The 13,502-nt window shown below is 40.1% G+C and carries 10 protein-coding genes and 3 pseudogenes; 2 read left to right on the top strand and 11 right to left on the bottom strand.

Going from position 1 to position 13,502, the window contains the following annotated elements:
• Positions 1–239 precede the first annotated feature (239 nt).
• From LDL57_RS10285 to LDL57_RS10250, 8 genes and pseudogenes are all read right to left on the bottom strand, one after another.
• Entirely contained in the window at positions 240–497 is a 258-nt protein-coding gene (locus LDL57_RS10285) for a bacteriocin immunity protein (protein WP_180560957.1), read from the bottom strand.
• 2 nt (positions 498–499) lie between these two features.
• Positions 500–844, bottom strand: a pseudogene (locus tag LDL57_RS10280) (pyocin-S2/colicin E7-DNase domain-containing protein); the annotation flags it as partial.
• A gap of 110 nt (positions 845–954) precedes the next feature.
• A complete protein-coding gene (locus tag LDL57_RS10275; RefSeq protein ID WP_180560955.1) occupies positions 955–1,227 on the bottom strand; it encodes a colicin immunity domain-containing protein in 273 nt (90 codons plus the stop codon).
• 114 nt (positions 1,228–1,341) lie between these two features.
• Positions 1,342–2,439 carry a colicin E3/pyocin S6 family cytotoxin gene (locus LDL57_RS10270; protein ID WP_310740110.1) on the bottom strand — a complete coding sequence of 366 codons (1,098 nt, stop codon included), beginning with the start codon at positions 2,437–2,439 and terminating at the stop codon, positions 1,342–1,344.
• A 45-nt stretch (positions 2,440–2,484) separates the two neighbouring features.
• Entirely contained in the window at positions 2,485–3,237 is a 753-nt protein-coding gene (locus tag LDL57_RS10265) for an S-type pyocin domain-containing protein (RefSeq protein ID WP_225505555.1), read from the bottom strand.
• 40 nt (positions 3,238–3,277) lie between these two features.
• Positions 3,278–4,038: pseudogene (gene istB / locus LDL57_RS10260) on the bottom strand (IS21-like element helper ATPase IstB).
• Positions 4,025–5,064 (bottom strand): annotated as a pseudogene (istA, locus tag LDL57_RS10255) (IS21 family transposase). Before istA ends, istB begins: the two co-directional pseudogenes overlap by 14 nt.
• Positions 5,065–5,129: 65 nt before the next feature.
• A complete protein-coding gene (locus LDL57_RS10250; protein ID WP_225505553.1) occupies positions 5,130–5,720 on the bottom strand; it encodes a hypothetical protein in 591 nt (196 codons plus the stop codon).
• 731 nt (positions 5,721–6,451) lie between these two features.
• On the opposite strand from LDL57_RS10250, the gene LDL57_RS10245 reads away from it, so the two are divergent.
• A complete protein-coding gene (locus LDL57_RS10245; protein ID WP_180560953.1) occupies positions 6,452–8,875 on the top strand; it encodes an RHS repeat domain-containing protein in 2,424 nt (807 codons plus the stop codon).
• A gap of 66 nt (positions 8,876–8,941) precedes the next feature.
• Positions 8,942–9,268: a hypothetical protein gene (locus LDL57_RS10240; protein WP_180560952.1), complete on the top strand. Its 327-nt coding sequence runs from the start codon at positions 8,942–8,944 to the stop codon at positions 9,266–9,268.
• Positions 9,269–9,476: 208 nt separating this feature from the next.
• On the opposite strand, the gene pflA is transcribed toward LDL57_RS10240, so the two are convergent.
• The 3 genes from pflA to focA form a co-directional block, all read right to left on the bottom strand.
• Positions 9,477–10,217, bottom strand: coding sequence for a pyruvate formate lyase 1-activating protein (pflA, locus tag LDL57_RS10235; RefSeq protein WP_180560951.1), 741 nt, complete (start codon positions 10,215–10,217; stop codon positions 9,477–9,479).
• Between the two features lie 85 nt (positions 10,218–10,302).
• Entirely contained in the window at positions 10,303–12,585 is a 2,283-nt protein-coding gene (pflB, locus tag LDL57_RS10230) for a formate C-acetyltransferase (protein ID WP_225507518.1), read from the bottom strand.
• 57 nt (positions 12,586–12,642) lie between these two features.
• Complete coding sequence (focA, locus tag LDL57_RS10225; RefSeq protein ID WP_225505551.1) at positions 12,643–13,500, bottom strand: formate transporter FocA; 858 nt, start codon at positions 13,498–13,500, stop codon at positions 12,643–12,645.
• Positions 13,501–13,502 lie beyond the last annotated feature (2 nt).

Raw genomic sequence — 13,502 nt, 5'->3', positions numbered from 1 at the left:
GCCCGCCAATTAAAAGTGCATGGATCACGGATTATAAGATGATGATTAATTAACCTGTAAGATTGAAGTAGCCTGTAATCTGTAATATAAATTTTGGTAATATTTTTATATTTAAAATAATAAATTTTATCATGGTCTGGACTAAGCCGGAAATTTCACCAGTTCCGGCTTAGACTGCCAATTAAGTATTACTGTTACTGGAGTTTTATGATTTTCAGTAACAGCAATGCAGATTATCGTTATTCTGGTTTAAAACCTGGTTTACCGTTTTTAGCGCGCCAATCTTTTATTTCTTTTATGATATTATTTACGCTTCCATCATTATTATTTTCTAGGTAATAAATTAAATCTGATCCACTTGGATGTTCTGAAACGCTAATGAAATTTTCCAAGTAATCATCTTGGGTTTTTTCATCTCCTTCACAATTAATTATCGCTTCTACAACTTTTTTGAATTCAGCTTCGGTGTAATCACTAATATTGTTTTTTAGTTTCACTATTATGTTCCTCTATGAATTTCGATATGTTTCTTTGGAGTGGTTACACTAAGATTATCTATATCGTATATTTTACCACCATTACTAATGCATATATTATGATGAAGTTCAAATGAGCGTCGGCCTCCAATAGTATTTTTATTTTTAGCTCGAGGAGCTAAACCTTGACTCATTCTGGTTTTATTGGCTGGAATAAATTGTTTACTAATTTCAGGATCTTTAGCCACTTCTTGCCAAAAAGCCTGACGGAATTGATCGAAACTGGCAAATTTTTTCCCTCTTAACTTATCAGCAATCTGACGGGGTATTGGAGCACCAAGTTCTACTCCTGCTTTATTTAACCAATTACCCGTTACCTCCTACCCATTTCCTGCTATAAATATCTCCAAGATCTAACACTACTTACTTTACTCTGCTTTGTGAAATGCCACTTCAGCCTCAATTGTATATAAATTATTTAAATGAAATTAAATTTCTCCAATGTTTCCTTAACCTCTCTCTTTAATCCATCGGAATCTAACTCACTTTCTCTTCTATCAGGATCGGGATCATAACAATCAGCTAAAATAAAAACACTAGAGCAACATTCCGATAATTTATCTGGGTCTTTTTTTGAAATGCCAGAATCTCTTTCTTTTTTCCATTGTTCCATATATTTATCAACAAAATCATCTTCGCTAATTTTAGATTCAATAAAATGTATAGCTAAAGAGATTAGTTTCATACTCATTGCAAAACCCCTTTTTCAATATAATTATTAAATTGTGGCTCACCAACTGAAAGTTTCCATCCAGACACAAATAACCCATCTTTGTCAAGGATTACAACATTATGAGTTCTTTGATTAAAATACTTTTGAATTTTTCTCTCTTGGATAAGTGCCTTTTTCTATTGTATCTTTGTCATTTAAATGGGCTGCAATTGCGTCACGATATTTAGTTAAGGTTTCGCTATTCTTTTGGGTATCATTAATACCAAAATCACTTGCATGCTTAAATTTTTTATCTAATTGTTTTCGTGTAAATGGGAAGACATCTAATGGAGAATTAAACATCACATAAAGGGGTTGATAACCGTTTTCAAGGGGAGGCACGTTTACCGGTGTTTCGATATCAGGCGGAATGAGGTTGGGGTAGACCCGGACAATAGGTGTTATAATCGGTTCGTTATTGCCAGTATTAAGGATAATAATTTGCTGTTGTTCAGGGTGCAGTAAATGCCCTAGGCCATCGGCACCCGGTGCTTTTAGCGGACTGATTAAAACTGTTCTGCCTTGTTTACCGTCTTTATCTGGTAGGGTAATGCCATAAAGTCCAGTTACCGGGTCGATTACACTTTCAACTACCCAGACCGGTTCTGCTTTACCACTAGGGGTTAATTCTGTTTCCCAGTGTCCAGGTTTATAAGTCTCCATTTTGCCGGTAAAAGTATTCCATTCATATAACTGGCCGCCTTTCGCATCCATCCAACGCGGTTTTTGGTTTATGCCATCTGCTGCCGGCGTTTTTGCCTGACTTACCTGTAAACCTAAATAATCTGCCAGTAATTTAGTTGCAGGTGCCGGATAATAATGATTATTGACGTTTTTAAGGTTTTGCTCAGAGACAAAAAGACGTTTGATTTCCGCTTCAACTTTACCTGCTGCGGCTTTTTTATTTTCTTCCGCCGTTTTGCGGCTCGCCATTAGAGGCTGCAATTTTTTCTGCTGTTGGGCTATTTTTTTATCTGCGTCAAGTAAACGATGACCTAATGTTTCATAAAGCGCCGCGACTAATATAGGTGCCAAACCCGGGATTGTTTTTTGCTGAGATTCTTTTTTTAGTGCTTCAAGGATATAGGCTTTTATTCCTTGTTGTTGTAAAACCTTAATCAATGACATATCCCTGACAGCAATTTCTCTATCTGTCATTTTTCGTTGTTCAACCGTTTGCTGATATATCAATGGATATTTTGCTGGGTTAGAGAGAGCTAACCCTTCTGGCGTTGTCTATAAGCTATTTAAAACTAATAATTCAGCTTGATATTGCTTATCAATCGCCGCAAAGGATTTGTTGGCGCTATCTAATTGTTGTGCTGCTTGGTCAACCATGCTCTGAGTTTTTGAGCCATAGGTTATATAAACCGGCTCCATTTTTGCCGCTTCAGGATAAACCAAAATAACATCCTGGAATTCAGTTGTTACGGATAGCGGGATTGGCGCATACTGCGACGAGGTTGGGTTATTACGGACGGTGACTGGCACAGAAGGCAGCTTGGGTATTAAGGGGGGCTGCCCTGTTAGCAACAACTCTTTTGCGGGGGCCGTGACAACATTAATAGTAGAGGTTTGATGACTATTTTTAGGTAGTGAGTGGATATATAATCCGGTTTTAGCATCCTGTACGGCATTAATGACTTTAACCGGTCTGATTTCATCAGTCTTAACCACCATGACGTTAATTTTATCATCTGTTACCACAAGTTTGCCTCTTATTGGCATGGCAATTTGACCTGATGTATTCGCCGCTTGTTGCAACGCTTGCTTGTTGGTTAGTCCCATGGTTTTTGCAGGCACTGACAATGAAAGAAATTGCTCAAGGGTTCGACCTTGAGCTAAATCACTACCTTCGCCGGCTTTGGGTGAATAAAAAATTGAGGCAATGACAAAACCTTTAGAAATGGCCTTTAAGGCAACCTCAGCAGCCATGCTTGTTAATGCATTCACAGCCTGGTTGTCAACGATCACCGAAAACTGATCCACTTTTTAGCTAAATCCGATCAATCAAAATTGATCCACTGTTTTACTCAGTTATTGCTCCTGAGCGCCGCTTATCTTTCAATCGGTAGCTTTCACCGCTTAATTGCAGTACATGCGAATGATGAAGTAAACGATCAAGCATAGCGGCAGTTAATGTTGCGTCATCAGCAAAAGCACTTGGCCATTGCCCAAATGATAGGTTACTCGTCAATATGACACTGCCATGCTCATAACGCTTGGCAATCACATTGAAAAACAGGTTTGCTTCTTCTCGCCCAAACGGCAGGTATCCAATCTCATCGATAATCAACAATTTTGGTGCCGTCACCGAACGTGATAGATATTGTTTGAGCTTATTTTGTCGTTTGGCAGTTGAGAGTTGCAACATCAGTTCAGCTGCCGTGGTAAAACGGGTTTTCTTCTTGGCCTGTACTGCTTTTAATCCTAACCCAATAGCTAAATGGGTTTTGCCTACACCGCTTGGGCCAAGCAACACGATATTTTCATTACGTTCAATAAAAGTTAATGCGCTTAATTCCTGTATGTGTTGTTTGGGGATCCCCGTTGCAAACTTAAAATCGAACGTATTAAGTTCTTTATGTGCTGGGAATCCTGCCATCCGACTCAAAAGATTACGAGTTCGTTCATCTCGTTGTTGTTGCTCACATTTTAATAGGGACAGTAAAACTCTCCGTAGCTTTTGTCTTGGGCAATGCATTGTTCGGCAAGTGATGACCAATGAGTCGGAATAGAATTTAATTTCAATGACTCACACAGGTGTTCAATTTGTTCATGCAATAACATGTTCACCTCCCAGCAATGCTTCGTATACGCTGATTGAGTGCTGCAAACTGACAGATTCAAGGGGCGGTACGATACGGATATTAAGCGTATTAGTCTGCGGGATAGATTGGCAAACCCTTGCTGGTAAGGGTAGAAGATACTTAACCTCCTTAGCTAGTCTGTCTGCTGGCTTCTCTAACGTTGTTCCATGAATCCGCTGATGGGCAACGCGTTGTAACCATGGACCTACTTTTGCATTAGCTATCTCAATATCCAGTTCAAGATTATGAGCACGAAGGTTGGTATTTAATGGCACGATAAAGCTGTTTTTAAATAGTGGTTAAAGCGCTCTACTTTCCCTTTCGTTTTTGCCCTGTAGGGTTTGCAAGCCTTCAATTTAAAGCCGTAATCTTTCGACATTTGAAGCATTTCAACATGTAATTTATGTTCACCTTCTGCATAAGCATCCCGTTCGATGATGAGGGATTTTGCGTTATCACACAATACTTCCTGTGGTACACCACCAAAGTAGTCGAAAGCTTCTCGTAAACCTTGTTGCCACGATTCTGCTCGTTCATTATCAAAGAACTTTACATAACTCGCACGCGAATAGCCTAGCGTTGCAACAAACGCTTTCAGAGATTTTTTACCTCGCCGTATGCTGGTGAAGTCTATTTGCATTTGTTGACCTGGCTGTGTTTCAAAACGGACGACAGCTTCAGGAATAATGTTTGGTTTAAATTGACAAACAAATCGGCGTAATTGAGCAATACCACCTTGATAGCCGCTTTCAACTATCTCATCAAATAAGACTGTTGCAGGGATCCAATCAGGTTTAGCCAGTTCAATTCGCTGAAGCAAGTAAGTTTTAAACGGTGCTAATTTAGTCGGTGGTTGACTTCTTTTAGCGTAAGTTGGCATTGTCTGTTGTTGTAAATGATGTTTTACGGTGTTACGCGAAATGCCCAATTCACTGGCAATTTTTCGAAGGCTTTGTCCTTGAGCAAAGCGAACATGAATATCCACAAATATCTCCTTGGTTAACATAAATTACCCGTACAAAAATGTGCGAATAATACCAAGTGGATCAGTTTTAGATGATCGTTAGTGGATCAGTTTTGCATGATCGGTGACACCTGGTTAAGTTGAGTAATTAAGGAAACTCCGGTGCTGTTGTTAAATACCAGGCTCCCGACACCAGATGAAGAGAACACTGGCGCCATTTGTCCCGCTGGCGTTACTGCACCGCCAATAATAGCGAGTGAGTTAGCTTTTTTTAGCAGGCTGCGAGCATGCTGCTCATTGATTAATATCTTAACTAAATCATCATTTATGGCGGCTGATGTTGATCTTTCAGCCTGTTTTTTGCTAGCAAGAATTGCCTGCTGGAGCGAATCAGATGCATAACTACTTTCTCTGCTAGAAAGCCATTCAGGTTGTTTATTCGCTATTACCGTTATTATATTGGGGTCATTGCTGTCACGTTTGTTTCTTATCTTTGGCTTGTCTTGTTGTTTCAACAGCGCTCTGGCTCTATCCCTATCTTTATTTATTAAATAATCAAGGCTACTACGGTTATCTATTTTTTCATCGTCAGGGGGTTTATTATTGTCAGTTTTTTCATCAGCAACGGTTTTGTCATCACTTTTTTTATCTTTTGCAACATAATAATGATGGTTAAAATTATTATTCGATATCTTCATTTATTTATCTCAATAGTTCATCTAACTTATTAATTTATATAAATAAAAAAGATACTTTATAACTCAATTTTATAAAATCAAACGACTTTATGTCACCGATGGCGATGAAAAAAAAGAAGATGAACGGCTTGGCTGATGTTAACGATATGTTGGAAAAACTCTTAAAAAATTTACGGTTAAATAGGGTAAAATTTTTTGTTAAATTCTCATGTGATAACCACTATCACAAAAACTTATTTTAAAAATTTGCCAAATCAAAATATTCTTAATAATAATTGGCTAAGTTTTTAACAGGTAAATTAACAGCATTAAACGCTGGTGTATAAGTCGAAGTTCTATCTTGTAATATATTTATTATTTTTTTTTAATTTTGTTAATTTAATTTGAATTACCTATCAAAAAAATTGATCGGATTCTGATTATTTTCCTCTAGAGTGCTAGCAATTCATTAATTTATTATGTTGAAAAACAGACAAAGCATCTTTTTTCATAAATGAATAAACAGATGTTAGTAAAAATGGTTAAGTTCTAATTAAGTCTATTGTTAAGTTGATCGTTAATTTGCTCTTTATCTGTGATGATAGCGAAAATAACTTTCCGTTAGTTGGGTAGAATGAGTTATTTGTTTAATAATGCTTTTGTAAATAAAAAAATATCCATTGAATATGTTTAATAAATGCGTTTTCCTGATTACTGAGTAAAAATAAGACTCAACAACGAAAGGAGGCAGTATGCAAACATCATTATTTAACAATACCCCCACTATAACAGTGCAAGATAATCGCGGTCAGACGGTCAGACAAATTCAATATCTCCGCCATCCGGATACGCCCGATAAGCGTGATGAATTTATTACCCGCTATCAATATAATGCATTGGGTTTTTTAGCGCACAGTATTGATCCACGGTTATATCAACAACAGCAAACCGATGATACTATTCAAGACAATTTTAGCTATCTAACCTCACTCAGTGGTGAAGTATTGTCGGTTGAGAGTGTGGATGCGGGAATGACAGTAACGATGAAGGATGTTGCTCAGCGTCCTTATTTCGCTGTCAATGCAACGGCGCACACCTGTTACTGGCAGTATGAAGATAAGGCTTCACTTGGGCGGTTGTTGGCGATTTCGGAACAGCCGGCAGGCGAAGCAGCGCAGATCACCGAACGTTTTGTCTGGGCGGGTAATAGCCAAACGGAGAAAGATTGGAATTTAGTCGGGGCCTGTGTTCGTCACTATGATACTGCCGGGCTTGAGCAAACGCATAGTCTCGCGCTAACCGGTACCATGTTATCGACTTCGCGTCGCTTATTACAAGATGAACTGGATGCTAACTGGCAGGGAGAAGATGAGTCCGCCTGGGATACACTGTTATCGCCGGCTGTTTATACTAATCACTATAGCGTTGATGCCAGCGGTGCGATATTGACCAGTACCGATGCGATGGGCAATATGCAGCGGCAGGCCTATGATGTTGCCGGTATGTTGATGGCCAGCTGGTTGACGCTAAAAGCCGGCAGTGAACAGGTGATTGTCAAGTCATTAACCTACGCCGCCAATGGGCAGAAATTACGCGAAGAGCATGGCAATGGAATAGTGACTTCATATATTTATGAACCCCAGACGCAGCGGTTAATCAATATAAAAACCGAACGTCCAGCTAGCCACCCGGCAGGGGCAAAAATATTACAAGATTTGCGTTATGAGTATGATCCGGTCGGCAATGTGCTACGCATTAGCAATGATGCTGAGGCAACGCGCTTCTGGCGTAATCAAAAAATTGTACCTGAAAATCACTATTACTATGATAGTCTCTACCGTCTGGTTCAAGCCACCGGGCGAGAAATGGCCAATATTGGTCAGCAAACACAGCAATTACCGCCAGCATCCCCTCTCGATAGCAATACCTATACCAATTATACTCGAAATTACACTTACGATTTTGGCGGTAATTTATCGCAAATACGCCATAGTGCGCCAGCAAGTAACAATAATTACACCGTTAATATTACCGTATCCAATCGCAGCAATCGGGCGGTGTTAAGTACATTAACTGAAGATCCCACCCAGGTAGACAGTCTGTTTACCGCAGGTGGGCAGCAACAGCAATTATTATCTGGGCAAGGGCTGACCTGGACGCCACGGGGGGAATTGTTAACAGTCACATTAGCAGGCCACAGTGATCAACCGGCGGACATTGAATGGTACCGTTACGATAGCAATAGTCAACGAGTAGTAAAAACCACCGATAGACAAAATGGCAATAGTAGCCAAACTCAGCAAGTAATTTATCTGGCCGGTGCTGAGCTGCGTACCAGCAGTAATGATAATACAGTGAAAGAATTGCTGGAGATCACGCTGATTGGTGAGGCCGGACGGGCTCAGGTACGGGCGCTGCATTGGGAAATGGGCAGGCCGGCGCAGATCATTAATGATCAGTTACGCTATAGTTATGATGACCAGCTAGGTAGTAGTCGGTTAGAGGTCGATGCGAATGGCCTGCTGATTAGTCAGGAAGAGTATTATCCCTATGGTGGCACCTCGGTATTGCTGGCTATCAGTCAATTAGAAGTCAATTATAAAACCATTCGTTATTCAGGCAAAGAACTGGATGCTAGTGGTCTCTACTATTACGGTTATCGCTATTACCAACCATGGGTGGGACGTTGGCTAAGTGCTGATCCAGCTGGAACCGTTGATGGATTGAACCTCTATCGCATGTGTAGAAATAACCCAGTTACCTTAGTGGATGAAAAAGGAATGGCGCCGTCAGCGTTGCAGAAAAATGTCGATAAAACGGTTAAGCACACGATAAAAACTATTGATAAGGCGCTAAATGTACTACAGAGTAATAATAATGCGGTTAATCAAGTAATGAGTACTTTTTTTGGTCATGCTTCTGACGAACTTAAAGAAACTTGGCGTCAGGATTTAACCGCAATTCAGAACCTGATGAAATCATTTGATGTTAATAAAAATATAATTGAACACGTTGGTCCTGAAAGTGATACAGATGTAATAGCACAAACAGCATATTTTTTTCCTGAGAAGAAAAAATTAAATTACAATAAAGCTATGTCTGCTGGCGAAAATCAAATTTCTAAGGCAAAAATTTTTAAAGAAGCATCTGATTTTTTTAAGAATGAGAAATATTAAGAGGTTTTTGAGAAAACATGGTTTAAATATCAAAATCGCGGAGCGGAGGATGTAGTAGAGATAACTTTGATTCACGAATTTTCCCATATAGTATTAGGTACTCTTGATATTGCTTATTCAAGTACAGGTGGCAGTGCTCATCAAAATATACATGCGCTTCAGATTTTAGCAACTGATAAAACTTTCAATAATACAAGTGCATTAGTTTATAGTTTTGACAAATTTATTAGCAGCAAGAGTAGTTTGAAGCATTTAAAATTTGAGGATTATTACGAGCTGCCATATAACAATGCAGATTCCTTTGCATATGCTACTCAATTATTAGCCTATTCAGCGTCTAAAAAAAGTAGCCGCCAAGAGCAATTTAAGTCCATGGTCAGTAACCGTTATTAAAAAATAAAATCTCAGGCCGCTTGGATAGTAATGGAGGAAAAACAGCAAACCAAAGCCGGTTGCTGAGTTTAATAAACTTAACCGAATTGATTAATAAGTAGCGTATTATATTTTAAATAGTGGATTTTTCTGTCAGTAACATCGGCAGAAAAGCCCACTTAATTCAAATCGATAAATTAACTAAAAGCCAGATAAACCATAGCAAAATTTAATAAACCACTTTATGGCCATAACCTTGCAGAATATGTTTTACCCGCTCCATGGTTTCGGTGGTTGGTGGTCTGATATCGGCTAGCTGGTACTCTTCACCCATCGCTAGCCATTTATGCTTGCCTAACTCATGGTAGGGTAGCAACTCTATCTTTTCAATATTGTGCATATCACGGGTAAATTGGCCTAATAGATGGGCGGATTGGTCATCATCTGACCAGCTGGGTACTACCACATAACGGATCCAGGTTTTCTGCCCACGTTTAGCCAGATAACGGGCAAATTCAAGCGTTCGGTGATTAGAAACACCAACCAGATTTTTATGAATACTGTCGTCTAGTTGTTTTAAATCTAGCATCACTAAATCGGTGACATCTAATAATTCATCAATCACCTTATCATAACGGCGGACAAAACCATTAGTATCAAGACAAGTATGAATGCCTTGTTGCTGACAGGCACGAAACCAATCACGGACAAATTCAGCCTGCAAAATGGCTTCACCGCCGGAAGCTGTCACGCCACCGCCCGAAGCATTCATAAAATGGCGATAACTAACCACTTCTTTCATCAATTCTTCGACGGTAATTTCCTTACCACCATGGGTATCCCAGGTGTCGCGGTTATGGCAGTACAGACAACGCATCAGGCATCCCTGAAAAAAAACGATAAAGCGAATCCCCGGCCCATCTACCGTACCACAAGATTCAAAAGAGTGAATTCGCCCAACTAGCGACATAACATCTCCAAAATTAATGGCAGTTAAAAAGCCCCATCTTAAGCGGGGCTTTTATCTACTGCTATTTTAGTTCAACGGCAAATTGTTACATAGTTGCCGTAAATGTACGGGTAATAACATCTTGCTGTTGTTCTTTGGTCAAAGAATTAAAACGCACCGCATAACCGGAAACACGAATCGTCAGTTGAGGATATTTTTCTGGATTTTCCATCGCATCTAAGAGCATTTCACGATTCATAACATTAACGTTTAGATGTTGACCACCTTCAATATTGGCCTCATGGTGGAAATAACCATCCATCAATCCTGCCAGATTGGTTTTACGTACCTCATCATCTTTACCCAATGCATTAGGCACAATTGAGAAAGTATAAGAGATACCATCTTTGGCGTAAGCGAACGGCAATTTGGCAACCGAAGTCAGCGAGGCTACTGCTCCTTTCTGATCACGGCCATGCATTGGGTTAGCGCCTGGGCCAAAAGGTGCACCAGCGCGACGACCATCAGGAGTATTACCGGTTTTTTTGCCGTAGACCACATTGGAGGTAATGGTCAGAATTGATTGAGTTGGCACCGCATTGCGGTAAGTGCGCAATTGCTGGATCTTTTTCATGAAGCGCTCAACTAAATCGCAAGCAATATCGTCGACACGGTTATCATTATTACCAAATTGTGGATATTCACCTTTAATTTTGAAATCAATGGCAATACCATCTTCATCACGAACCGGCGAAACTTTGGCATATTTAATTGCTGATAGTGAGTCAGCAGCAACGGAAAGTCCCGCAATACCACACGCCATGGTACGATAAACATCACGATCATGCAGCGCCATCAAGGCGGCTTCATAGCTATATTTATCATGCATATAGTGAATGATATTCAAAGCGGTAACATATTGGGTAGCCAACCAATCCATGAAGTGATCCATTCTGTCCATCACGACATCAAAATTGAGCACATCATCGCTAATCGCTGGCATTTTAGGGCCAACTTGTAGCTTAGATTTTTCATCGATACCGCCGTTGATGGTATATAGCAACGTTTTGGCTAAGTTTGCACGCGCGCCAAAAAACTGCATCTGTTTACCGACGATCATCGGGCTGACACAGCAGGCAATAGCATAGTCATCATTATCAAAATCGGACCGCATCAAATCATCGTTTTCATTCTGAATCGAAGAAGTATCAATAGAAACTTTGGCGGCAAATTTTTTGAAATTCAGTGGCAGCTTCTCTGACCAAAGAATTGTCATATTGGGCTCAGGCGAAGGGCCCATAGTATATAGCGTATTGAGGAAACGATAAGTATTTTTCGTCACTAGGGTTCGTCCATCGACGCCCATACCGGCGAGTGACTCGGTTGCCCAAATAGGATCACCTGAGAATAACTCGTCATATTCAGGAGTACGCAGGAAACGCACCATACGCAGTTTCATGACTAAATGGTCGATCAGTTCTTGTGCTTGTTGCTCGGTTAAGTGACCGGCTTTTAGATCGCGTTCGATATAAATATCAAGGAAAGTAGAAACACGGCCAAAAGACATAGCGGCGCCATTTTGCGATTTAACCGCGGCTAAATAGGCAAAATAGGTCCATTGAACCGCTTCTTTCGCATTGGTTGCCGGACCTGAAATATCATAGCCATATTTTGCTGCCATCTCTTTCATTTGACCTAACGCGCGGTGTTGTTCGGCAATTTCTTCGCGTAATTGAATGGTCATTTCCAGCTCTTCACCTTGCTCTAGCTTACTTTGCAAAGAATTGAACTGTGCTAGCTTGTCATCACGCAAGAAATCAATACCGTAAAGCGCTACTCGACGATAATCACCAATTATCCGGCCCCGACCGTAGGCATCTGGCAGTCCGGTCAAAATACCTGATTTGCGGCATTTCATAATGTCTGGGGTATAAACATCGAATACCCCTTGATTGTGGGTCTTACGGTATTCGGTAAAGATTTTTTTCAGAGCCGGATCCAGTTCACGATTGTAGGCTTTACATGAGCCTTCAACCATTTTAATGCCGCCAAAGGGGATCAGCGCGCGCTTAAGTGGCGCGTCAGTTTGTAGACCGACAATCTGCTCTAACTCTTTTTCAATATAACCGGCATCATGGGAAGTAATGGTAGCGGCAACATCAGTATCAAAGTCTACAGGCGCATGGGTACGATTTTCGATCTTGATCCCTTGCATCACTTTTTCCCACAAGCTATCAGTCGCTTTGGTTGCACCTGCTAAAAATGATTCATCACCTTCATAAGGTGTATAGTTGGTTTGAATGAAATCACGTACATCAACGTCTTTTTGCCAGTTCCCCTGAGTAAATCCTTGCCATGCAGCAGAGAATTTTTCATTTAACTTGGACATCATATTTTTACCTTTATTTTTTAAATAATAAAATGCTGACAATCTGTACGCAATGGATCAATGTTGACAGCCATCGCGTAAATATATTAACCAATATGTCATACCGACTAACAAAGCGCCGCCGATGATATTACCAATAGTGACAGGTATAAGATTATCTGTAATAAAATTGGCCACAATTAAATGAGAAAACTGGTTTTCATTTACTCCGGTCATCAGCCAGAAGTCCGGTGATGCAAAATTTTTGATCACGATGCCTAACGGGATCATAAACATGTTGGCAATGCTATGTTCAAAACCACTGGCAACAAACATGCCTATTGGTAAAATTAATACAAAAATTTTATCTAGCAAGCTACGGCCTGAATAACTCATCCAGACACCCAAGCAAACCATTAAATTGGCTAAAATACCTAAGCAAATGGCTTCGAGAAAAGTGTGATCAAGTTTATGGGTCGCCGTTTGTAAAACATTAAGCCCCCATTGGCCATTGGCCACCATATATTGTCCGGCAAACCAGATTAATGCAACGAAGAACAGGGCACCAATAAGGTTGCCAATATAAACATTAAACCAATTAATAAACATCTGTTTCCAGGAGACTTTACCGGTTGCTTTGGCCACAATGGTTAATACTGTAGAAGTGAAAAGATCAGCCCCACAGACAATCACCAGCATAAGTCCTAATGAAAAACACAGGTCACCTGCAAGTTTAGCCAGTCCGAAAGGAACGGTTGCAATGCCTGTGGTGACAGTAATATAAAAAACAAAAGCAATTGAAATAAAGATACCCGCCGTAATAGCAGATAAATAAGTAATTCGAGGATGCTTGTTAACTTTATATGCCCCGGTATTATCCGCAAGTTGCGCCATTGCAGCTGGTGATAATAAATTGGACAAGTTGTTAGCTTTCATAA

This window comes from Arsenophonus apicola (genome assembly GCF_020268605.1).
In the GTDB taxonomy this organism is placed as follows: domain Bacteria; phylum Pseudomonadota; class Gammaproteobacteria; order Enterobacterales; family Enterobacteriaceae; genus Arsenophonus; species Arsenophonus apicola.
Note: the sequence above shows the minus strand (reverse complement) of the source record. Positions and strands in the feature narration are given on the sequence as shown.

Excerpts from the sequence above, each read along its gene's own strand:
- focA (WP_225505551.1), bottom strand. The coding sequence starts at position 13,500 with ATGAAAGCTAACAACTTGTCCAATTTATTATCACCAGCTGCAATGGCG.
- pflB (WP_225507518.1), bottom strand. The coding sequence starts at position 12,585 with ATGTCCAAGTTAAATGAAAAATTCTCTGCTGCATGGCAAGGATTTACT.
- pflA (WP_180560951.1), bottom strand. The coding sequence starts at position 10,217 with ATGTCGCTAGTTGGGCGAATTCACTCTTTTGAATCTTGTGGTACGGTA.
- LDL57_RS10275 (WP_180560955.1), bottom strand. The coding sequence starts at position 1,227 with ATGAGTATGAAACTAATCTCTTTAGCTATACATTTTATTGAATCTAAA.
- LDL57_RS10250 (WP_225505553.1), bottom strand. The coding sequence starts at position 5,720 with ATGAAGATATCGAATAATAATTTTAACCATCATTATTATGTTGCAAAA.
- LDL57_RS10245 (WP_180560953.1), top strand. The coding sequence starts at position 6,452 with ATGCAAACATCATTATTTAACAATACCCCCACTATAACAGTGCAAGAT.